The 21,829-nt window shown below is 69.5% G+C and carries 22 protein-coding genes; 9 read left to right on the forward strand and 13 right to left on the reverse strand.

Translation table 11 applies throughout. From position 1 onward, the window contains the following. Window positions 1-34: 34 nt before the first annotated feature. The 8 genes from GON06_RS11400 to GON06_RS11435 form a co-directional block, all read right to left on the reverse strand. Window positions 35-3,100, reverse strand: a complete 3,066-nt coding sequence (locus GON06_RS11400) for an AAA family ATPase (RefSeq protein ID WP_157312419.1) — start codon at window positions 3,098-3,100, stop codon at window positions 35-37. Then, window positions 3,097-4,251 carry an exonuclease SbcCD subunit D gene (locus GON06_RS11405; protein WP_157312420.1) on the reverse strand — a complete coding sequence of 385 codons (1,155 nt, stop codon included), beginning with the start codon at window positions 4,249-4,251 and terminating at the stop codon, window positions 3,097-3,099. Before GON06_RS11405 ends, GON06_RS11400 begins: the two co-directional genes overlap by 4 nt. 62 nt (window positions 4,252-4,313) lie before the next feature. After that, entirely contained in the window at window positions 4,314-4,622 is a 309-nt protein-coding gene (locus GON06_RS11410; protein WP_332837444.1) for a GNAT family N-acetyltransferase, read from the reverse strand. A gap of 108 nt (window positions 4,623-4,730) precedes the next feature. Further along, entirely contained in the window at window positions 4,731-5,666 is a 936-nt protein-coding gene (locus GON06_RS11415; RefSeq protein ID WP_157312421.1) for an ABC transporter ATP-binding protein, read from the reverse strand. Further along, window positions 5,663-6,529: an ABC transporter ATP-binding protein gene (locus GON06_RS11420; RefSeq protein ID WP_232528453.1), complete on the reverse strand. Its 867-nt coding sequence runs from the start codon at window positions 6,527-6,529 to the stop codon at window positions 5,663-5,665. Before GON06_RS11420 ends, GON06_RS11415 begins: the two co-directional genes overlap by 4 nt. Before the next feature lie 5 nt (window positions 6,530-6,534). Beyond that, a complete protein-coding gene (locus GON06_RS11425) occupies window positions 6,535-7,503 on the reverse strand; it encodes an ABC transporter permease (protein ID WP_157312423.1) in 969 nt (322 codons plus the stop codon). Further along, window positions 7,500-8,474, reverse strand: a complete 975-nt coding sequence (locus GON06_RS11430; RefSeq protein ID WP_157312424.1) for an ABC transporter permease — start codon at window positions 8,472-8,474, stop codon at window positions 7,500-7,502. Before GON06_RS11430 ends, GON06_RS11425 begins: the two co-directional genes overlap by 4 nt. Before the next feature lie 79 nt (window positions 8,475-8,553). Beyond that, window positions 8,554-10,269, reverse strand: a complete 1,716-nt coding sequence (locus tag GON06_RS11435) for an ABC transporter substrate-binding protein (protein ID WP_157312425.1) — start codon at window positions 10,267-10,269, stop codon at window positions 8,554-8,556. Window positions 10,270-10,685: 416 nt separating this feature from the next. Between GON06_RS11435 and GON06_RS11440 the strand changes: the two genes are divergently transcribed. From GON06_RS11440 to GON06_RS11450, 3 genes are all read left to right on the forward strand, one after another. Continuing rightward, entirely contained in the window at window positions 10,686-11,375 is a 690-nt protein-coding gene (locus GON06_RS11440) for a winged helix-turn-helix domain-containing protein (RefSeq protein WP_157312426.1), read from the forward strand. A gap of 439 nt (window positions 11,376-11,814) precedes the next feature. After that, window positions 11,815-12,765 carry a DNA-3-methyladenine glycosylase family protein gene (locus GON06_RS11445; RefSeq protein WP_157312427.1) on the forward strand — a complete coding sequence of 317 codons (951 nt, stop codon included), beginning with the start codon at window positions 11,815-11,817 and terminating at the stop codon, window positions 12,763-12,765. 10 nt (window positions 12,766-12,775) lie between these two features. Next, entirely contained in the window at window positions 12,776-12,985 is a 210-nt protein-coding gene (locus tag GON06_RS11450; protein ID WP_157312428.1) for a hypothetical protein, read from the forward strand. Here GON06_RS11450 and GON06_RS11455 read toward each other — a convergent pair. The 4 genes from GON06_RS11455 to GON06_RS11470 form a co-directional block, all read right to left on the reverse strand. Beyond that, entirely contained in the window at window positions 12,982-13,743 is a 762-nt protein-coding gene (locus tag GON06_RS11455; RefSeq protein ID WP_116242566.1) for an iron ABC transporter ATP-binding protein, read from the reverse strand. The genes GON06_RS11450 and GON06_RS11455 overlap by 4 nt on opposite strands. Continuing rightward, window positions 13,740-14,750 carry an iron chelate uptake ABC transporter family permease subunit gene (locus GON06_RS11460; RefSeq protein ID WP_157312429.1) on the reverse strand — a complete coding sequence of 337 codons (1,011 nt, stop codon included), beginning with the start codon at window positions 14,748-14,750 and terminating at the stop codon, window positions 13,740-13,742. Before GON06_RS11460 ends, GON06_RS11455 begins: the two co-directional genes overlap by 4 nt. Window positions 14,751-14,772: 22 nt before the next feature. After that, window positions 14,773-15,762 (reverse strand): ABC transporter permease, encoded by a 990-nt coding sequence (locus GON06_RS11465; protein WP_157312430.1) that lies wholly within the window; start codon window positions 15,760-15,762, stop codon window positions 14,773-14,775. A gap of 106 nt (window positions 15,763-15,868) precedes the next feature. Beyond that, on the reverse strand, window positions 15,869-16,861 hold the full coding sequence (locus tag GON06_RS11470; protein WP_157312431.1) for a siderophore ABC transporter substrate-binding protein: 993 nt from the start codon (window positions 16,859-16,861) through the stop codon (window positions 15,869-15,871). A 67-nt stretch (window positions 16,862-16,928) separates the two neighbouring features. On the opposite strand from GON06_RS11470, the gene GON06_RS11475 reads away from it, so the two are divergent. The 4 genes from GON06_RS11475 to GON06_RS11490 all read left to right on the forward strand — a co-directional run bounded on the left by GON06_RS11475 (window position 16,929) and on the right by GON06_RS11490 (window position 19,997). Beyond that, window positions 16,929-17,705, forward strand: coding sequence for a siderophore-interacting protein (locus GON06_RS11475; protein ID WP_157312432.1), 777 nt, complete (start codon window positions 16,929-16,931; stop codon window positions 17,703-17,705). Between the two features lie 25 nt (window positions 17,706-17,730). Next, entirely contained in the window at window positions 17,731-18,540 is an 810-nt protein-coding gene (locus tag GON06_RS11480) for an alpha/beta fold hydrolase (protein WP_198346684.1), read from the forward strand. 214 nt (window positions 18,541-18,754) lie between these two features. Further along, window positions 18,755-19,501: a 23S ribosomal RNA methyltransferase Erm gene (gene erm / locus GON06_RS11485; RefSeq protein ID WP_157312433.1), complete on the forward strand. Its 747-nt coding sequence runs from the start codon at window positions 18,755-18,757 to the stop codon at window positions 19,499-19,501. Window positions 19,502-19,583: 82 nt separating this feature from the next. After that, entirely contained in the window at window positions 19,584-19,997 is a 414-nt protein-coding gene (locus GON06_RS11490; protein ID WP_157312434.1) for a VOC family protein, read from the forward strand. Here the strand turns inward: GON06_RS11490 and GON06_RS11495 are convergent, their stop codons facing one another. Continuing rightward, window positions 19,998-20,678 (reverse strand): HAD family hydrolase, encoded by a 681-nt coding sequence (locus GON06_RS11495; RefSeq protein WP_157312435.1) that lies wholly within the window; start codon window positions 20,676-20,678, stop codon window positions 19,998-20,000. 14 nt (window positions 20,679-20,692) lie between these two features. Between GON06_RS11495 and GON06_RS11500 the strand changes: the two genes are divergently transcribed. Beyond that, on the forward strand, window positions 20,693-21,139 hold the full coding sequence (locus GON06_RS11500; protein ID WP_332837446.1) for a VOC family protein: 447 nt from the start codon (window positions 20,693-20,695) through the stop codon (window positions 21,137-21,139). A 37-nt stretch (window positions 21,140-21,176) separates the two neighbouring features. After that, the gene (locus GON06_RS11505) at window positions 21,177-21,584 is read left to right on the forward strand and encodes a VOC family protein (RefSeq protein ID WP_332837447.1); all 408 of its coding nucleotides are present in this window, start codon (window positions 21,177-21,179) and stop codon (window positions 21,582-21,584) included. The last annotated feature ends 245 nt before the right edge of the window (window positions 21,585-21,829 follow it).

Genomic DNA, 21,829 nt, shown 5'->3' on the forward strand with positions numbered 1-21,829 from the left:
CGAACCGGACGCAGACCAGTGCGGGTTTCGCGGTCTAGGCCGGCGCGTCGATCACGCTGGGACCGTCGGGCAGCGTCCGCACGGTGAGCTGAGCGGGGATCTGCTCCTGCATCGCCTCGACGTGGCTGATCACGCCGACGGTGCGGCCGCCCTGGCGGAGTTCGTCGAGGGTGCGCATCGCGACCTCGAGGGTGTCCGCGTCGAGCGACCCGAAGCCCTCGTCGATGAACAGCGTGTCGAGGCGGATGCCGCCGGCCCTGGCCGTGACGACCTCTGCGAGCCCGAGCGCGAGTGCGAGCGACGACAGGAACGTCTCGCCGCCTGACAGTGAGCGCGCCGGCCGGGTCTGGCCGGTGAAGGCGTCGAAGACGACGATGCCCAGCCCGGACGCTGCCCCGCGGGCGGCGAGGGCGTCGGAGTGCCGCAGCTGGTAGCGCCCGGCCGACATGTCGTGCAGACGCAGGTTGGCGGCCGATACGATCTCCTCGAGCTCGGCGGCGAGCACGAACGTCTCGAGGTTCATCTTGTGCGTGTTCGCGCCCCGCCCGGCCAGAGTGTCGGCGAGACCGCGAAGCACGTCGTACTCGGCCTGCTGCTCGGCACCGGCGGCATGTTCGGATGCCGCCGTGTCGATCAGCCCGCGCAACTGGGCGACCGTGCCGCGGGCACGGTTCGCGGCATCCATCGCAGTGGTCCAGGAGGTGCGGGCATCCGCAGCTGCCTGCTGCGCCGGCGCGAGGTCGACCAGCTCCTCGGGAAGCGTGCGCAGCTCGAGATCGAGCAGGATCGCGCGTTCCTTTCCGAGTTCGACGGCGTGCGCGCTGATCCGCTCCTCGAGGGCGGTGAGGTCGGCGGGTGCCAGCAGCGCGGCCTTGGCGGCGGTCGGCTCGTCGAACGGCGAATGCTGCAGCGCAGCAGTGCGATCCGCAAGGGCCTCGGACACAGCGGCGGCGCGCGCCACTCTGGTATCGATCGCGTCGGCGAGGGCGCCCGCGTCGGAGGTCTGCTCGGTCACCGTTTCGATGCGTGCCGCCACCGACGGATGCTCCGCCCTGGCCTCCGCGATGACGGCGTCGGCCTGGTTCGCGGACTGCTCGGCGAGGGCGAGTCTCTCGCGCGCGCCGGAGAGCTGCTGCTCGGCCTCTGCCCGACGCTGCTCATTCTGGTCGCGACGGGTCGCGGCCGCGCGCAGGTCGGCATCGAGCCGCGCGACCTGTTCCGCCGCCGCGCGGGCGGAGGCCAGCTCGATCGTCGCGCTCTCGAGCTCGGCAGCGGCCTGCTCGGCCGTACGGCCGTCTGCACGCTCGCGCACGGCGGCGAGAGCGGCCCGCACCGCGGATTCGTGGGCGGCAGCGGTGCGCTCGGCGACGGCGGCGGCGTCGCGCGCCGCCTCGGCTTCGTCGATGTCGTCGGCCGACACGGGGTCGGCGTGCTCGGCGGGGCTCGGGTGCTCGGTCGCCCCGCACACCGCACATGCCTCGCCCGGCACGAGCGCGGCGGCCAGTTCGCCCGCGAATCCGTCCAGCCGGCGCCTGCGCAGCGCGGCCAGCGCGTTCTGTGCCGCGGCATGCGCGGCGCTCGCCTCGACGACGGCACGTTCGGCGTCGGTCTGCTCGGCTGCTCGTCTGCCGACGTCGTCGGCAGCCACTCGGCGACGCTCGGCCTCGTCCTTCGCCCGGGTCAGATCATCGACGCGGTCGGCCAGCCGCCGCGCCGCGTCGCGGCGTTCGGTGAGCTCGGCGAGCTGGGCAGGGAGCTCCTCGCGCTCCCTGCCCACGGCGGCAAGGGCGTCCGTGGCCTCGTCGACGGACTGACGAGCGGATGCCACAGCTGCGGTGCGCTCGTCGGACTGCCGCTCGAGCTCGGCGGCGTGCTTCCACGCGCCGATCTCGCGGGTGCGGGCAGTGGCCCAGACGCGGAGGGCCACGGCCTCGGAGTCGTGGTCCGCCTCGGCGCGCTCGGCGGGGTCTGTGGCGCCGCGCTCGCCCCGAGAGCCCGGCGCGCTTTCCTCGCCCCACGGCTCGACGACGATGCCGTGGACATCCCAGCTCGCGCGAGCCTCGGCCTCGGCCTCAACCGCTGCTTCGTGTGCCCTCTCGGCCCGCGCCGTGGCCTGGATGACGCTGCGCAGCGACTCCGCGGCCCGTGCCCGATCACGGCGCTCCTTCGCGTCTGCGATGTCGGCCGACTGCGCCTCCAGCGCGTCGAGTGCCCTGCGTGCCCGGTCGCGCTCCGTCTGCGCCGTGCGCAGCTCCTTGAGGTCGGCGAGACCGACGTCCGCCGCGGCGAGGCGCTTCTCTGCCTCGTCACGCTCGGCGTCCAGCCTCTCCGACCGGTATTCACCGCGTGCCACGGCACGGCGCAGCGCGGCGATGCGCTCGTCAGCACCCGCGCCGGCGGCGAGCGGGGTCTCTTCGCCACCGAGCTCGGCCGAGGCGACGATCTCCTCGGCCTGCTCCAGTCGCGCCTCCACCGTCGCGCGGCGCGTGCCGAGCGCCTGCTCCGCAGCCCGGCGACGCTCATCGAACCGCGCCTGGTAGTCCTCGAAGCGCTCGGTGCCGAACAGCCGGCGCAGCAGTCGCTGGCGCTCACGGCTGTCGGACAGCAGGAAGTCGGCGAACCTGTTCTGCGCGAGCAGGATCACCTGCAGGAACTGCTCCTGGGTGAGCTGCAGGATGTCGGTGAGCTCATTCGCCACGTCGACGGCGCGGGCCGCTCTCCCGACCCATCCGGCGTCCGTCCACTCCTCGAGCGAGACCGCGGCCGCCTGCTTGGTGAGCCCGCCGCCGCGCTTGGCGGGGCGCAGGTACTCGGGCGAGCGTGTGACGCGGAAGCGCCCGGCGACCGTGCTGAACTCGACGACCACCTCGGTGGGGTCGTCGGGCTCGCTGTGGTCGCTGCGCAGCCGCTTCTCGCCGCCGTCGTACCGCGGAACACCGCCGTAGAGGCCGAAGCAGACGGCGTCGAGGATCGACGACTTTCCGGCGCCGGTGCGCCCGCCGATGAGGAAGATGCCGTCGTCGGCGAACGCGTCGAAGTCCACGACCTGCCGGGCCCGGAAGGGGCCGAAGCCCTCGACTTCCAGGCGGTGCAGCCTCAAACGAGTGCCTCTGCGCGCACGCGATCGTCGAGCACGTCGCGGATCAGCTCAGCCTCCCGCTCGCTCGCCCCGGCTCCGGCGCGGACGTGCTCGAGGAAGGCCTCGATGCGCTCGGTATCGGTCACTGCTCCGTGCAGGCGCTGCGCGTAGGACTGCTCCTCTGCGGCACCGGCACCGACCGGCGCGTGCTGCACGAGCGCGCAGAACGGGAAACGCTCGCGCAGCCGCCGCATCGGCTCGTGCTGCGGCACGGGATCGGTGTACACCGCGCACACCCAGTCGTCGGCGTGCGCAGCGACGTTCTCATCGGTGAGGATCTCGTCGAGCGAGCCGGTCAGCGTGACCAGCCGCCGCGGCACCGGCAGCGCGAGCCACTCGGTGGACGCCAGTCCCCCGGCATCCAGCTCGATCAGCCAGGAGCCGCGCTCCTTGTGCTGCTCGCCGAAGCTGTAGTGCAGCGGAGCACCCGAGTAGCGCACCCGGTCGCTGAGCTGCTGACGCCCGTGGATGTGGCCGAGGGCGACGTAGTCGGGCCCGTCGAACACCGCCAGCGGCACGACGTCGAGCCCGCCCTGCCGCACCTCGCGCTCGAGGCCCGCTGTCGCATCGACGCCCGCGGCGAAGCAGTGCGCGATCGCCACCGATCGCCCCTCGTCGCTCGCGATGCCGTCCCGCACGAGGTCCATCGCGTGTGCCATGGTCTGCGCCTGGTTCTTCAGCGACGCCTCCGGCCAGTGCTGTCGCACGATCGCGGGTTCGAGGTACGGGATGCCGAAGAACCGCACCGCCCCGTGCTCGTCTTCGACCGTCACGGGCGTCGCGATCGCGGTGGGATCGGTCAGCACGTGGATGCCGTCGCGCAGCAGCCGGGAATGGAACCCGAGCCGCGCCGCGGAGTCGTGGTTGCCGCTCGTGACGATGACCGTCGCGCCGGTCTCGTGCAGCGCGATCAGCGCGTCGTCGAGCAGCGTGTAGGCCGAGGCGGCGGGCGTCGCGGAGTCGAAGACATCACCCGCGACGATCACGACGTCGACGTCGTTCTCGCGGACCTGCGCCACCAGCGCATCGAGCACGGCTCCGAGCGCATCGAGCGTGGCGTGCCCATGGAAGGTGCGCCCGATGTGCCAGTCGGAGGTGTGCAGGATTCGCATACCCCCACGGTACGGAGAGCCTCCGACATCGCCTCCGAGGCGTGCCGCGCGGGCCCGAACCCTCACCGCCGGCGCAGCAGCCCCTGCTTCTCCGGGTGCAGCTCGAACCAGTCCGCGACGTACCAGCAGACCGGATCGATCTCGCGGTCACCGCGGGACTCGATGTCGGCGACCGCGCCCTCCGTGACGACGGCGGCGTAGCCGCGCCCGCGGAAGGCCGGGATCGTGTACGCCCTGGTCAGGGCCACGGTGCTGCCGTCGTCGCGGTAGTCGAGCACGCTCACGAGGGTGCCGTCGTGCGTCAGCGTGTAGCGCGAGGCATCCTTCTCGTCGGTCAGCTGGAATCCCTCGGTCTGCGCGTCGATCGTCACCCCTCCACGCTACGTCCGAATTCGGCCCTTCGTCTCGCTCTCGCGGATCCTGAGCGCCCTTCGTCTCGCTTCGCTCGCTCAGGATCCGCGAGGCGCAACGAGGTGCGCTCAGGAACCGGAGGCGCCGGGAAGCGCCACCAGGTGCCCGTCGCCGACGTCCTGCAGCGTCGGCCGCGCCGCATCCGGATCGTCCCAGTCCCTGCTCACCCGGCGGCCGCGGCGTCTGCCGCGCTGCCGAGGGTCGGCGATCGGCACGGCCGCGAGCAGCTCCTGCGTGTACGGATGCTGCGGCGAGCCGAAGATCTGGTCGCGCGTGCCCTGCTCGACGATCTGCCCGCGGTACATGATCGCCACGCTCGTGCACATGTGCTCGACCACGCTGAGGTCGTGCGAGATGAACAGGAACGACGTGCGCCGCTGCTCGCGCAGATCCGTCAGCAGGTTCACGATCTGCCCCTGCACCGACACGTCGAGCGCCGAGACCGGCTCGTCGGCGACGACGAACTCGGGCTGCAGCGCCATCGCCCGCGCGATCACGATGCGCTGACGCTGCCCGCCGGAGAACTCGTGCGGGTAGCGATCCATGGCGTCCTGCTCCATGCCGCACTGTTCCAGCACCTCGATCACGCGGTCGCGCTCGTCGTGCCTGCCGGCCAGCCCGTGCGCGCGCATCGGCTCGCCGATCGCCGCAGCGATCGACAGGCGCGGATTCAGCGCGCTGAACGGATCCTGGAACACGTACTGCATCTTCGGCCGCAGCCGGCGGAGATCCTTCTTGCCCAGCCCGAGGATCTCCTCGCCGCGGAACCGCACCGAGCCCGATGTCGGCTCGTGCATGCGCAGCAGCGACTGCCCGAAGGTGGTCTTGCCGCTGCCGGACTCCCCCACCAGACCGAACATCTCGCCCTCGCGGATGCTCAGGGTGACGCCGTCGACGGCCTTGACAGTGCGCTTCTTCCCGCCGCGGCCATCGCCGCGCGACACGAAGTGCTTGACGATGTCGGTCGCCTCGACGAGGGGCTCTTCGATGACGGGAGCGCTCATGCCGACGCCTCCGTTCCTGCCAGCGCCAGTCGGCGCACCTCGTCCGAGATCACCGGCAGCCGGTCCAAGCGCTGACCCGGCATCGGCCGCGCCTTCAACAGCGCATCGGTATACGGATGCTGCGGATTCTCGAAGAGCCCGAACACGTCGCCGCGCTCGACGATGTGCCCGCCGTACATGACAAGCACGGTGTCCGCGACCTCGGCCACGACACCCAGATCGTGCGTGATGAACAGCAGTGCCATGCCGGTCTCATCGCGCAGGTCCAGCAGCAGGTCGAGGATCTGCGCCTGGATCGTGACGTCCAGAGCCGTGGTGGGCTCGTCTGCGATGAGCAGCCGGGGGCGGCAGCACAGTGCGACCGCGATCATCGCGCGCTGCAGCATCCCGCCCGACATCTCGTGCGGGTACGAGCGCATGATGCGGTCCGGGTTCGGCAGCCCGACGCGGCGCAGCCACTCCACGGACTGGTCGTGCGCGTCTCCGACGCTCACGCTCTCGTGCGCCCTGATCGTCTCGATCAGCTGCTTGCCGATCGTGAAGACCGGGTTCAGCGACCGCATGGGCTCCTGGAAGATCATGCCGACCTCCCCGCCGCGCAGCTTCTGCAGCGCTGTGCCCTTCATCCTCAGCACGTCGTCGCCGTCGAACAGCACCCGGCCCGAGAAGACCTCGCCTGGTTCATCGACGAGGTTGAGCAGTGAGAGCGCGGTGATGCTCTTGCCCGATCCGGACTCGCCGACGATGCTGACGACCTCACCGGCGTGCACCTCGAAGCCCACGCCGTCGACGACGGTGCGCGGGCCGTTCTCGGTGGGGAACCGCACCGAGAGGTCCTCCACCTGTACGAGCAGATCTCCCATGGCACTCACTTCTTCATCCTCGGGTCGAAGACATCGCGCATCCGATCGCCGAACACGTTGATCGCCGCGATCGTGATCAGCAGCGCGACGCCGGGCGGCACCCACAGCCACCAGTGCTGCTGGAAGTCGATGAGGTTGTTGGCAGAACTGATCATGTTGCCCCAGGACGCGTTCGGCGGCTGCACGCCGAGGCCGAGGAAGCTGAGCGCGGATTCGCTGAGGATGCCGGATGCGGTGCTCAGCGTGGCCACCACGATCAGCAGCGGCATGACGTTCGGCAGCAGGTGCCGGAACTGACGGGATGCCGCGCTCAGGCCGAGCACCTCGGCGGCGCGCATGTACGGCGCCTCGCGCAGTGACAGCACCTGTCCGCGGATCAGGCGGGCCAGCGACGGCCAGCCGATGAAGCTGAGCAGCAGCATGACGATGTAGATGCGCTGCGAGGGATCGACCTTCAGCTCGGAGAGCACCGCGGCCATGACGATCAGTAGCGGCAGACCGGGGATCGACATCAGCAGGTCGGCCGCGCGCATGATGATCGTGTCGGCCAGACCGCCGTAGTACCCGGCGATGATGCCGAGCACCGCGCCGATCAGCAGCGACAGCAGCATCGAGGCGATGCCGATGGTCAGCGAGATGCGACCGGCGAGCATGAGCCGCGTGAGCACGTCGCGGCCGTAGCCGTCGGTGCCCAGCCAGTGATCCATCGTGGGTTCGTGGTCCTGGATGCGCAGGTTGATCTCGTCGCCGGTGTACCCCGTCAGCAGCGGGCCGACGAAGCTGAACAGCAGCATGAACACCAGCAGCGCGAGGCTGATGCTCGCCGCCGGCATCCGCAGCAGCCGCGCGAACGAGTCGCCCCACAGCGAGCGCCGCCTGCCGGACCGGGTGCGGCGAGGCGCCGGCGGCTCCGGCGCCGGGCCGAGCTCCGGGTCCGTGATCTGGGTGACGATGAGCTCTCCGCCGCCGCTCATGATGCGCTCCTCGCGTCGACGAGCCGCACCCTGGGGTCGGCGACCGCGTACAGGATGTCGGCGAGGAAACTGCCCAGCACGGTGAGGAAGGCGAGCAGCATGGTGATGGTCATCAGCACCGCGTAGTCGCGGGTCGCGACGGAGTCCAGCTGCATGCGTCCCACGCCCGGCCAGTTGAAGATCTGCTCCGTGATGATGGCGCCGGCGAACAGGCCGGGGAGCTCGAAGGCGAGCAGCGTGATCGCCGGCAGCAGCGCGTTACGCAGCCCATGCGAGAACACCACGGAACGCTCCTTGAGCCCCTTCGCGCGGGCGGTGCGGATGAAGTCGGCGCGCAGCACCTCGAGCATCCCGGTGCGGAAGTAGCGGGTCAGCGACCCGGCGCCGAGGAAGGTGAGGATCGCCACCGGCAGGATCATGTGCCGCATGACCTCGAGCACCCTGGCCATGCCCGTGGAGTTGCTGCCGGTGTCGAGCATTCCCCCGGTGGGAAGCCAGTGCAGGTCGACGGCGAACACCTTGATCAGCAGCAGGCCGATGAAGAACGACGGGATCGAGAGCGACGCGAACAGGCCGATGGTGACGAGCTTGTCGAACCAGGAGTACTGCTTGACCGCGGCCAGCACGCCGGAGACCACGGCGATGATCCAGGTGAGCACGAACGCCGCGAACGCGATGATGAACGAGTTCCAGATCAGCGGTGCGATCACCTCGGCGACCGGCTGCTTGTGCTCCAGCGAGTAGCCGAAGTCGCCGTGCAGCATGTTGCCGAACCAGATGAAGTACTGCACGATCACCGGCTTGTCGAGGCCGGCGAGGGCGCGCAGCTCGGCCTTGCGCTCGGGCGTGAGCGTACGGTTCGAACTGTAGTAATCGCCCGGCATGAGGGAGAACAGGAAGAAGACGAGGACGGAGACGCCGATGAGCAGTGCTGCCATCAGGGCGAGTCTCTTGAGGATGTATCGGGTCATTGCACGCAGCTGTCGGGATGTGGACGCACCGAATGCTTCCGGACGGGGGTCCACACCCCGTCCGGAAGCATCCTGGGTCCTACTCCGCGATCTTCAGCTGCGCGAGCGCGATCGCCGCATCGTCAGCACCGGTGGAGTACTTCTCGCCGCCCTCGATGCGGGCGTTCCACGCCGAGATCGACTTGCGGTAGTCGATCAGGATCGTGGGCGGGTCCTCGCTGAGCTTCTTGTACAGCTCGGTGTAGATCTTCTGACGCTCGTCCTGGTCGAAGGTCGACGTGCCCTGCTGGATCAGCTTGGTGACCTCCGGGTTCGAGTACCCGGTGACATTGATGTCGGGGTCGTCGGTGCCGAACTCGCTGACGGCGTCGTTGGGGTCGGACAGGCCGCTGGTGCGGAACCCTGCGAGGTCGTAGTCGCCGCTGTAGAGGCGATCGAACGCGGTGTTGGAGTCCAGCACCTCGGGCACGAAGTCGATGCCGAGCTCGGTGTAGGTGTTCTCGGCGATCGGGATGATCGGGTCGTCGTCCTTCGTGGTGATGTACGAGAGCTTGAGCTTGACGCCGTCCTTCTCGCGGACGCCGTCAGCCCCCTTCTTCCACCCGGCCTCGTCGAGCAGCTTGCCGGCCTTCTTCGGGTCGTAGTCGTATTTCGTCACGCCCTTGTCCGTGTAGGACCATTGCGTGGGCGCGGCGTAGACGTCGGCGACCTGTCCGAGGCCCTTGTACTTGGCGTCCACGATCTGCTGACGATCCAGACCGTAGTAGAGAGCCTGGCGCACCTCGGTGTCGGCGAGCGCGGGCTTCTTGTTGTTCACCCAGATCTGGCCGATGTCGGGAACCACGGCGGCGCGGATGTTCGCGAACCCGAGCCCCTGCAGCTCCTCCAGCACGGCGGGGTCGCTGCCGAAGCCGCCCTGGTCGATGTCGCCGTTCTCGAAGTTCTGCAGTGCGGAGTCGCTGGAGACGACCTTGAAGATCAGGCGCGGGATGGACGGCTCGCCCGAGTAGTAGTTCGGGTTCGCCTTGTAGCGGATCTCCTGCCCCTCGACATACTCGTCGAGCGCGTAGGGACCTGCGCCGAGCGGTGCGCCGTAGAGGGCCTTCAGGTAGTCGAGCTGGCCCTTGACATATCCCTTGCCGTAGTAGGCCTTCGAGATGACCTGGCCGCCGAGCGTGCGCAGCGCGAGCGGGTTCTGCTTCTCGGTGGTGATCTTGATCGTCTGCTTGTCGACCACGTCGAGACCCGAGAGCGAGGTGGCGGAGCCGTTCTTGTACTCGTCGGTGCCCTTGATCACGATGGCGCTGAAGTCGACGCCGCCCGCGTACTGCGGGTCGTTCAGCAGCGTCAGCGTGAAGGCGACATCCTCTGCAGTGACCGGCGAGCCGTCGCTGAACTTCGCACCGTCGCGAATGTGGAACGTGTAGGTGAGTCCGTCGTCCGAGACCTTCCACTCGTCGGCGAGGTCGGCGACCGCCTCACCGGACTTGTCGGTGACGACCAGCGACGCGAAGATCGGCTGCACGGCATTGCCGTCCCAGCCGTTGTCGTAGAAGCCGGGCAGGAACACTCCGCCGGGTTTGCTGATGGTGCTGACGAAGACGTCGGTGCGGGCGTTCGCCGCTGCCGGGCTCTTGCTCGGGTCCGTCGCCTTGTAGAACTCGTCCTCCATGGAGCTGAGATCGTTCTTCTCGGCATCCGGCCCGGGGTCGGCCGTGGCGGCGCATCCGCCGAGTGCCAGCATTCCCGCCAGCAGTGCGGCGGGGGCGGCGATCGATCTCTTGGTCAGTCTCATGAGCGGTTCCTATCGAACACTTTTCGGGGAGGGGTGTTCTGGAGCGTACGCGCGGCGTGACAGGCATCCGAATCGTCGTGACGGCGTGTGACGAATTCGGGATACCAAATCGTCGACCGGTCACGTTTTGACATGACGGGTCATGATCGGCAATAATCCCCCCATGACCACCAACGCAAGCCCTTTGTCCGCCCAGGAGGCGAACAGGACTGCCGGGATGATGATGCCCGGTCGCGTTGGCATGTGTTGCCGAATGTGTTGCTAAGGCGCAACCACCCCTCTTCGCTCACCTCTTCCGCCATCTGCGGAGCGTGAGCCAGGGCACCGCACCCGTGTGCCTTTCTTTCCGGCTCCGCCCGGTCTTTCTGCAACGCATCAGAGCCATCGGCTCGCATCCCCTCTGAGGATCCATCATCATGTCGAACACCGCCCTTCTCGAGCGTCCCGTCACCGCCCCCGTCCGCGTCGTGTCCCCCTCGGATGCCGCTGCCGACCTGCCCTCCGTCCGTTCGCCCCGTGGCTTCGCCCTCTACGTCGGTCTCGACGAGATCAAGGCTGCTGAGGCCGGCGTGAGCCTTCCGGTCCTGGTCGACGCCCTGCGCCGCACGCTCGCAGAGCTCGCCCCCGGCGCCGAGACCCACGCGACCGTCGCCCTCGCCCCGCACGGTTCCGGCGGCCGCGACCTCGATGTCGTCCGCCTCGCTCTGCAGGAGCCCGGTGCGATCGCCCGCTCCAAGGCCGCTGTCGAGGAGGAGAAGGACGAGGAGCTCGGCGTCGTCGTCGACATCTCCCGCAAGCGCGTGCTCATCGACGGTGAATCCGCCGCGTTCACCTACAAGGAGTTCGAGCTGCTGCAGTACCTGGTGCTGCGCGAGGGCCGCACGATCGAGCGCTCCGAGCTTGTCGGCGCACTCTGGCAGGCCAGCGATGAGGAAGCCGCCCCCGGCGAGCGCACCATCGACGTGCACGTGCGCCGGCTGCGCGCCAAGCTCGGCCGCTACGAGGACATCGTGCGCACGGTGCGCGGAGTCGGCTACCGGTTCGACCGGCACGCCGACGTCGTGATCCGCTACGGCCACGGCACCCCCTCGCCCGACCGCTTCTGAGGTTCCGCCCCGCGACTCGGTCGGCTCGCGTTGCAGTTCCTCTGCGCTCGGACGCCCGCGCTGCAGTTCCGTGCGCGCTCGGACGCTCGCGCTGCAGTTCCGTGCACACGCGACGCAGATACGCGCCGCACGAGCAGAAAGGTGCCGCACGAGCAGAAAGGTGCCGCGCAACCGGTAGAAGACCGGACGTCGCCGCGGCGGCACCGCTGTGGCCGGCCGCGGCTCACCAATCAACGATCGCGCTACGTGCTGCACCTATCCGCACACACCCGAACGCACGCGCTGCAGTTCCGTACACATGCGACGCAGATACGCGCCGCACGAGCCGAGAAATGCCGCGCAAGCAGAAGAGTGCCGCGCGCACCTGCCGGATCGCGAACCTGCCGCCCGCCGGATGCCCGGCGCAGGGACTGTCAGGGACCGGACGTAGAGTGAGCGCATGACCCTGACAGCGGATGCCGGCGCTGCGCGCGCGACCGCTCCGCTGCAGGCCGTGTACTCGCCGGGGCATCCGCTCGACCTGCCCCGCACGCTCGGCGTGCTGCAGCGTGGTGCCGGTGATCCGACGACGGCCGTCGCCGGAACCGTGATCTGGCTCGCACTGCGCACGGATGCCGGTCTCGCAAGCCTCGCGCTGCGCGCCGCGCGCGGCGAGGTGCACGCCTCCGCCTGGGGGCCGGGCGCCGCGGAGGCGCTCGACGCCGTCCCGCGACTGTGCGGCGCGGACGACGACTCCTCCGGGTTCGACGCGTCGCAGCATCCGCTCGTCGAAGCCGCGGCGCAGCGCCATCCCGGAATGCGGCTGACCCGCACCGACCGCGTGTTCGAGGCGCTCGCGGGGGCGATCATCGAGCAGAAGGTCACGGGGATGCAGGCGTTCGGCGCCTGGCGCCAGCTCGTCACCCGATTCGGGGAACGCGTCCCCGGGCCCACACCTCGACCGATGTTCGTCCCGCCGACCGCGGAGACCTGGCGGCGCATCCCGTCGTGGGCGTGGCAGCGCGCGGCCGTGCAGCCCCAGCAGTCCCGCACGCTCGTCCGTGCTGCCGCGCGCGGAGACAGCGTCGAACGCGCCGTGCTCCGGGCATCCGACGGCGACGCGCGCGAACGCGCGCTGACCAGCCTGCCGGGCGTCGGCACCTGGACGTCGGCCGAGACTCGCCAGCGCGCGCTCGGCGATCCCGATGCCGTGAGCGTCGGCGACTACCACCTCGCCCACGAGGTCGGGTATGCGCTCACGGGATCGCGGACGGACGACGCCGGGATGCTCGAGCTGCTGGCCCCATGGGCCGGCCAGCGGCAGCGTGCCGTGCGGTTCATCCTCGCCAGCGGCGTGGCCGAGCCCCGCCGCGGTCCTCGACTCGCGCCCGAGGACCACCGCAGACGTTAGTGTTGCGCCCATGGAAAACAAGCGACGAGGCCGCTTCACATGGCTCGGCGGCACGGTGGTGCTGCTCGTGCTGGGCGTGATCTTCGGGCTGATCCTGCAGAACGTGTGGCTCGGCATCGCGATCGCCGCGTTCGTCTCCGTGATCTGGCTGATCGCCGTGGAGTCCCGTCGCGGCGGAAACCAGGGCGTGAACGACGAGTCGAACGGCGTCGAGGTCTAGTAGTAGACGGCGAGCGGGCCGTGGGGCCCCTCGATCACCTGCACCGGGGTGTCGAAGACCCTGGTGAGCACCTCGTCGGTCATGATCTCGGCGGGTGTCCCGAACTCGACGACGTTCCCGTCGCGCATCGCGCAGATGCGATCGGCGTAGTGCCCGGCGAAGTTGATGTCGTGCAGCACGATCACGATGGTGCGTCCGAGCTCGTCGGCGGCGCGACGCAGCTGCGCCATCATCCGCACGGCGTGCCGCATGTCGAGGTTGTTCAGCGGTTCGTCCAGCAGCACAACGTCGGTGTCCTGCGCGAGCACCATCGCGACGTACGCCCGCTGCCGCTGACCGCCTGACAGTTCGTCGAGGTATCGGGTCTCGAGCTCGGTGAGCTCGAGGAACTCGATCGCCCGACTGATCGCCTCCTCGTCGGCGACGGTCAGACGTCCGCGGGAGTGCGGGAACCGCCCGAACCCGACCAGCTGGCGCACCGTGAGCCGGGTGATGAAGTGGTTCTCCTGCCGCAGCACCGAGACGACCTTGGCGAGATCCTTCGACCTGCTGCGGGCGACGTCGAGCCCGGCGACCTCGATCGTGCCGGCATCCATCCCGAGCAGCCGGCCGGCCATCGTCAGCAGCGTCGACTTGCCCGCGCCGTTGGGGCCGATCAGCGCGGTGATCCCGCCGGTCGGGATGCGCAGGTCGATCGGGCCGATGCCGACCGAGTCCGAATAGTCCTTGCGGACCCCGGCAATCGCGAGAGCGGTCACAGACGCCCCTTTCTGAGGATGACGATCAGGAAGATGGTTCCGCCGACCAGCTCGATGATGATCGACACGACGCCCTGTGCGGAGAACACGTTGCGCATCACGAAGTACGCGCCGGTGAGGATCGTGAACGCGGTCAGCACCGCGACCGGGAACACGAAACGATGGTCGTAGGTGTCGGCGAACTGGTAGGCGAGGGTCGCGACGAGGAAGCCCAGGAACACCATCGGCCCGATCAGCGCGGTCGACGTCGCGATGAGCACCGCGACCAGGGTGAGCACCGTCATCAGCATCCGCCGGTGATTCAGTCCGAGCGAGGTCGCGGCATCCGCGCCCAGCGCCATGACGTTGAGCCGGCGCGACGACGCCCACAGTCCGGATGCCGCCAACAGGACCAGCGGGATCGCGATCGGCAGCGTCTCGGGGTCGGCGTTCGCGACGCTGCCGAACAGGCGCGCGCTCAGCACGTCGAACTCGCTCGGCGTGAGCAGCCGCTGCATGAACGTCGAGACGGCGCCGAGTCCTCCCCCGATCACGATGCCGATCAGCAGCATGATCTGCAGGTTCGCGTAGCGTCCGGTGAGCAGCCAGCCGTAGAGCGCGACGGCGAGGCCGACCATGATCGACACCTGCAGCACGAACTGCCATGGCCCGCGCAGGGCGGTGATCCCGGCGACGCCGAGCACGTAGACGGCCGTGGTCTGCACGGCGACGAAGAGCGCGTCGAAGCCCATGATCGACGGTGTGATGATGCGGTTCGCCGTCACGGTCTGGAACGCCACGGTCGCGGTGGCCTGCGCGACCGCGACGATCGCGAGCACCACCACGGTCATCACGCGCAGGCGCGCGATGCGCCAGAACCCCTCGGTGCCGACCGGCATCGGGTTGCCGTACGCGAGCAGCCCGAAGGAGAACAGCAGGGACAGGATGCCGAGGACGGCGAGCACGATGATCATGCGGCGCCGTGCTCCGGGCGCCGACAGCGGGCCGGATGCACGGGTGACGGGCATCCGGCTCTCGGGAACGAGCGATCTAAGCACGACGACGCTGCCTCAGGAGCAGGACCACGAAGACCGCCGCGCCGACCACGCCGAGGATGAGCGACACCGGCACCTCGAACGGACGGATCACGGTGCGGCCGATGAGGTCGCAGAGCGTGACGATGCCGGTGCCGAGCACGCACACCCACGGCAGGTTGCTGCGGAGGTCGTCGCCGCGGATCATCGAGACGATGTTCGGCACGATGAGTCCGAGGAACGGCAGATTGCCGACGACCACGGTGACCACGCCGGTCGCGATCGCGATGAGCACAGTGCCGAGCAGCACGATGCGACCGTGGTTCAGGCCGACCGAGGTGGCGACCTCCTGCCCGAGCCCGGCGACGGTGAAGCGATCGGCCGCGACGAACACCGCGGCGCCGACCAGGGCGACGATCCAGACCAGCTCGTACTGCCCGCGCAGCACCGAGGTGAAGCTGCCCGCGAACCAGACGCCGAGATTCTGCAGGGTGTTGGTCTGCAGCGCGATGAAGGTCGACAGCGCGCCGACCACGGCCCCGAGCATGATCCCGACGATCGGCACGATCAGCGAGGACCGCAGCGACACCCGCCGCAGGAAAAGGAAGAACACCATGGTCCCGATGAACGCGGCGAGCACGGCTCCGACCATCCGGACCGGGATCGGAGCGCCTGGCCACAGGATCATCACGACGAGCAGTCCGAGGCCGGCCCACTCCGTGGTTCCGGTGGTGGTCGGCTCGACGAAGCGGTTCTGCGTGAGCAGCTGCATCACGAGTCCGCACATCGCCATCGCGGCGCCGGCCAGCACGAGGGCGATCGTGCGCGGGATGCGGGTGATCGCGAACATCTCGGCGCCGTCCTCGGCGCCCGCGACGTCGTAGACGCCGGTGAACAGCGAGAGCGCGAGCAGCACGGCGACGACGAGGATGCCGATCAGCAGTGCGGGGTCGAACAGCCGCCCGCGGGTGGTGCGCGTGGGCGGAGGTGCGGTGAGGGTCGTCATGATGAGCCTTGGCGACGTCCTTCGTCTCGTCGCTGCGCTCCTCGCTCAGGAGCCGGAGCAGAACCGGTTCCTGAGCGAGCGCAGCGAGACGAAGGACGTCGGGCGGTCAGGCCTTCGCCTTCTCCAGCGCCTTCGCGAAGTCGTTGAAGAAGGTCGTGTAGGTCTGGATGCCCTCGTTCAGGTACGTGTCGACGGGCATGTAGACGATCTGCGCGTCCTTCACGGCGGTGACGCCCTTCAGCGCCTCGGAGTTCTCGATGATCTGAGCGGCCTGCACGTACTCCGGCTCCTCCGCGGCGAAGACGGCGTCGCGGTCCATGACGAGGATCCAGTCGGGGTTGGCCTTCGCGATCGCCTCGACTGAGATGTCGTCGCCCTGGTGGTCGTCGGTGGCGCCCTCGACCTCGAGCGCCGGAGTCAGTCCGAGGATGTCGAACACCGGGCCGAGGGTGCGGCCGACCTTCGGCGCGACGTAGCCGATCTGCCCGCCCGAGGTGGTGACGGCCATGACGGTGTCTCCCTCGTCGTAGGCCTTCTTCGCCTTCTCGATCGACGCGTCGAGCTTGTCGTTGAGCTTCTTCGCCTCGGTCTGCTTCGCGAAGATCTCACCGAGCGCGGCGGTCTGCCGCTTGAGCTCGGCGTCGAAGGGCTCGTCCTCGCGCGGCTCGAGGTCGATGATCGTGGCATCCGGCACGAGCGACGCGATCGCCTCGCCGTGCTGGGTGAAGCGCTGGCCGTTGATGACCAGGTCGGGCGCCGCGGCGACGACGAGTTCGAGGTTCGGCTCGCGGTGCGAGCCGAGGTCGACGAGACCCTCCTGGGTCTTGTACGACACGGTCTCGGGCATGAGCGAGACCGCGGCGGCGGAGAGTTCGATGCCCCACTCGTCGAGGGTCTGGAACGTGCGGTTGTCGGTCGCGACGACGGATGCCGGCGGCGTGGCGATCTCGTGGCTGCCGGTGTTGTCCTCGATGGTGACGGATGCCGCAGCGGGGGGAGTCTTCTGTTCGGCGGCGGGCTTCTCGGTGGCGCAGCCTGCGATCGCGAGCAGGGTCGCGGTGGCCAGGCCGGTGACGGCGAGAATGCGGGGCACGGACATGGAGGAACTCCTTGCTGTGGGGTGGGGAATGTAGGTAAGCCTTACCTGACCCGGCTAAGGTAGCAGCATGACCTCCCCGATCGTCAAATCGCCCGGATTCCGCCTCGAACGCCGCGGTCTCGACCTGCGGTTCCGCTCCGCCACTCTCGCCGCCCGCGAGCGGATCGCTCCCGATTACGTGCGGGTGCGCCTCACCGGCAGCGACCTGGAGGGTTTCGACTCCCCCGGTTGCGACGACCACATGCGGCTGTTCTTCCCGGCAGGGCCCGTGTCGTCGGTGGAGGAGATGCGCGCCGCCCCGAGCCGCGAGTACACCCCGCTGAGCTGGGGCGAGGACTGGCTCGAGGTCGAGTTCGCCGTGCACGGGGACGAGGGCGTCGCCGCCCCCTGGGCCGCGACCGCACCGCTCGGAGCGACGATCGGCGTCGGCGGCCCGCGCGGCTCGCAGCTGATCGAGGGGACGCCGGATGCCTGGATGCTGGTCGGTGACGAGACGGCGATCCCGGCGATCCGCCGCTTCGCGAGGACACTGCCCGCCGAGGTGCCCGCCCGCATCGTGATCGAGGTGAAGTCCGCGGCCGACGAGATCTGGATCGATGCTCCGGTGGCGATCGAGTGGCTGCACCGCGGCGACGCCCCGGCCGGGTCGGCGCTGATCGCCTTCCTCGACGGGCTCGACGCCGCGGATCGCCCGGGTGCTGACACCTTCGTGTTCATCGCCGCCGAGCAGGCGATCGTCAAGTCGGGCCGTGCCCTGCTGGAACGCTGGGACATCCCGGCCGCGCAGGCGATCGTGAAGGGCTACTGGAAGCGCGGCGAGGCCGAGTACCACGCACCGCACTGAGTGGTCGCCTGCCTAGGCTGGACCTGTGCCGCATCCGATCGCCCCGCAGGACAGACACGACGCGTTCTCCGCGAACCCGACCGGCACCGCTGTGCTGCTGGTCGCCGGGTCGAGCGGACGCATCGAGGTCGAGCGCGCCGAGCTGCTCGCCGCGCACGGCGCGCGGGTCAGGGCCATCCGCTGGTTCGGCGGTGAGGGTCAGCGACCCGCCCCGCATGAGGTGCCGATCGAGCTGTTCGCCGAGCAGATCGATCAGCTGAGAACCGAGGCGGATCGTGTCGTGATCTTCGGCACGTCGTTCGGGGCCGAAGCGGCGCTGACGACGGCGAGCCTGATCTCGGTCGATGGTGTGATCGCCGTCGCGCCTTCATCGGTCGTCTGGGCCGGTGCTGCCGACGGTGCATGGTCGTCGCACTGGACGCATCGCGGAGCTCCGCTCCCCTGCGTCGGCTTCGACCAGGACTGGGCGCCGGGTTCAGATCCGCCGTCGTTCCGTTCGCTGTACGCCTCGAGCCTGCTCCGCTTCTCCGAGGACGCGGCGGCGGCGCGCATCCGCGTCGAGGACATCGCCGGCGACGTGCTGCTGATCGCCGGCGGCGACGACCAGGTGTGGCCGTCCGTCGACTTCGCCCGAAGCATCGAGCGCGATCGCACGGATGCCGGGATGAGCACAACCGTCGTGACACACCCGGATGCCGGACACCGGCTGCTGCTGCCGGGCGAGACCCCCGCCGCGGGCGGCGTCCGCATGGCCAGAGGCGGAACGGCGGAGGCCGATGCCGCGCTCGGCACCACGGCCTGGCCCGCGGTGCTCCGGACGCTGGATTCCCCCTAGACTCGTCCGCATGGGAGCTTTGATCGTGAGCGCGCAGATCGGCGCGCCCCAGCAGATGATTCGCGAGCGCCGCGCCTGACGGCGCGCTGACGCTCACACATCGCGCGCCGTCTCCGGATGCCTTCCCGCACCCGGAAGCGCGGTCTCTCGCATCCCGCGGGCCGGTCTGTGACCGGCATCCCTTCCGGGTGCTCCGATCCTTCAGGAGCAACCCATGCGTTCCGTTCACGGCGGCCGGCACGAACTCGGCCAGAACTTCCTCGTCCACGCGCCCACGATCCGCAGCATCCGCGACCTCGTCGCCGACACCCAAGGGCCGATCCTCGAACTCGGACCGGGTGACGGCGCCCTCACCGCCGAGCTGATCCCGCTGGGCCGCGACCTGCGCGCGATCGAGATCGACGAGCACCGGGTGCACCGACTGCGCCGGCGGCATCCAGGTCTCGACGTGCAGCACGGGGATGCGCTACGCGTGCGCTACGACCGCCCGGTCGTGGTGGGCAACATCACGTTCCACATCACGACGCCGCTGCTGCGCCGTCTGCTGGCGCAGCGAGACTGGCAGCACGCCGTCTTGCTCACGCAGTGGGAGGTCACCCGCAAGCGCGCCGGTGTCGGCGGTGCCACCATGATGACGGCGCAGTCGGCACCGTGGTTCTCGTTCGAACTGCACGGCAGGGTGGCGGCTCACCGGTTCCGCCCGGTGCCCTCGGTGGACGGCGGCATCCTCTCGATCACCCGTCGCGGCTCACCGCTGCTGCCGCTGTCGGGGCGGAGCGGGTACGTGCGATTCGTCCGAGACGTGTTCACCGGCCGCGGGCGCGGCATCGACCGGATCGTGCGGGCCAGGGGCGGTCGTCGCGGCGCCGTTCGCCGCGCCGGGATCGCCCCTGACGCGCTGCCGCGCGACCTCACGCCGGAGCAGTGGGCGGCACTGTGGCGCGCGCTCGATGAACAGTGAGAGATGCCTCTTGCGGATGCCCCGGCGGCGGCGAATACTGGTCGGCGCCGGGCATCCGGCATCCCTTCCGGAAGGCGATCCCATGGCCGTTCTCAATCCTTACCTGTCGTTCCGCGACAACGCCCGAGAGGCGATGACGTTCTACCAGTCGGTGCTCGGCGGCAAGCTCGATCTCGTCGAGTTCTCGTCGTTCCCGATGCCGCATGACGCTGCCGACGCGAACAAGATCATGCACTCGTGGCTCGAGACCGACGATGGCATGGTGCTCGCCGGCTCCGACACCCCGGCCGGCATGGAGTACCAGGAGCCGCGGGGCATCTCGGTCTCGATGAGCACTGACGACGGCGCCCGCGCCCAGGCGATCTGGGACGGACTCGCCGACGGCGGCACCGTCGACATCCCCTTCGACGGCGCACCATGGGGCGGGAGGTTCGGGATGATCACCGACCGCTACGGGGTGTCCTGGATGATCACGGAGAACGCCGCCGGAGAGTGATCAGCCCGCGAACACGAGTTCGTCGAGCGAGCGGATGCCGGTGACGTCCGGCATCCGCTCGCCCGTGCGCGCGAGGTGCACGGCGTGCAGCCCCGCGGCGAGCGCGCCGTGCACGTCGGCCTCGAGCGAGTCGCCGATCATGACCGCTTCGGAGGCTGCGACGCCGACCCGTTCCAGCGCTGCGGCGTAGGCACGGGGATCGGGCTTGCCTGCCGGAAGCTCCGAGGAGCAGACGATCACGTCGAGGTGAGGTGTTAGCCCCAGACGGTCGACCTTGCCGTGCTGCTGCGCGCGGTCGCCGTTCGTGAGCAGCGCCACGATCAGCCCTGCTTCCCTGGCGCGCTGGAGGGCCGGCACGGCATCGTCGAAGCGGCGCAGCAGCTCCGCGTACCGACGGCCGTACCCGGTGCGGAAGATCTCGGACGCCTCGTCGTCGGACAGCTCACGGCCGAGGAACTCCCGCACACGGACCTGGCGCTGCTCCTCGAATCCGAGCTCCCTGGCCTGATACCGGCGGTAGTGCCGCTCGGCGATCTCGTCCCAGCGTTCGATCACGCCGTCGTCGGTGATGCCGTGGTCGGCCGCGAACGCCACGGCTGCGGCATCCTGCGCGCCGCGCTGATCGGTGAGCGTGCCGTCGAGGTCGAAGATCGCAGCGCGCAGCGCGAGGTGGGCGAGCATGCTCCCAGTCTGCCGTGCTCGACGATGTCGGCGGCATCCGCAAGACTGTCGGCATGGCGACCTTCGATCACCTCGGTCTGTCCGTCGCGGACGTGCCGCGGGCTTCCGACCAGCTCGATCCGGTGCTGACCGCGCTCGGCTACACCCGTGCGTACAACGCGCCGGAGCATGCCTACTGGCGGCAGACAGACGAGCCCGAGATCCTGCTGTACCCCGCTCGGGAAGAGGGTCAGCACGTGCACGGGCACGTGGGCTGGCAGCACATGGCGTTCGAGGTCGGCTCCCGTGAAGAGGTCGACCGGCTGCACCGGGTCGCAATGGATGCCGGGTGGTCGGCGGTGCGCGAGCCGAAGGAGTATCCGCGGTTCACCGAGCGGTACTACGCGTCGTTCGTCGAGGACGACAACGGCATCCGCTTCGAGTTCATGCACAACCCGCCGCGCGACACGACGAACGGCTGAGCAGGCCGCGCCGCTGCCGTAGGGCAGACTGTCCCGCGTGCCAGTTCTCGATCACCTCGGCGTGACCGTCGTCGACCTCCCCCGGGGCATCGCCCAGTTCGACGCCGTACTCACCGCACTCGGCTTCGAATACGAGGGCCAGAAGGACGACTCGGCCGCCTGGTACAAGGACGACGAGACCGAGATCATCGTGTTCGCCCCGCGGAACGCCGACGACGCCGACCCGCATCTGCACGGCCGCGTCGGCTGGCAGCACCGCGCCTTCGCCGTCGACTCGCGAGACCAGGTCGACCGGATGCACCGGGTCGCCGTCGATGCCGGCTGGAGCGTCGTGCGGGAGCCGAAGCTCTACCCCCGGTTCAACGACCGTTACTACGCGTCGTTCGTCGAGGACGACAGCGGCATCCGCATCGAATTCATGCACAACCCGCCGCGGGAGTCTTGACGCCCCTGCCTCCGGTCCCCTACTGTGGCAAAGCTGTGCCGACCGGCGCAGCATCCAGCCGAGGAGACGACGGAATGACCGCACTGCGCGCCCTTCCCACGGTCCTTGCCTTTGCTCCGAACGAGCAGAAGCGCAATGACCGCGACGAGTCGTACCCTCCGGCGCGCGCCGTGTGACAGCATCCGCTGATCGCCCGCCCCGCACCGTCAGGTCCGGGGCTTTTTTCATGGCCTTCCCGTGACCTG

The organism is Microbacterium sp. MAH-37 (genome assembly GCF_009758255.1).
GTDB lineage: Bacteria > Actinomycetota > Actinomycetes > Actinomycetales > Microbacteriaceae > Microbacterium.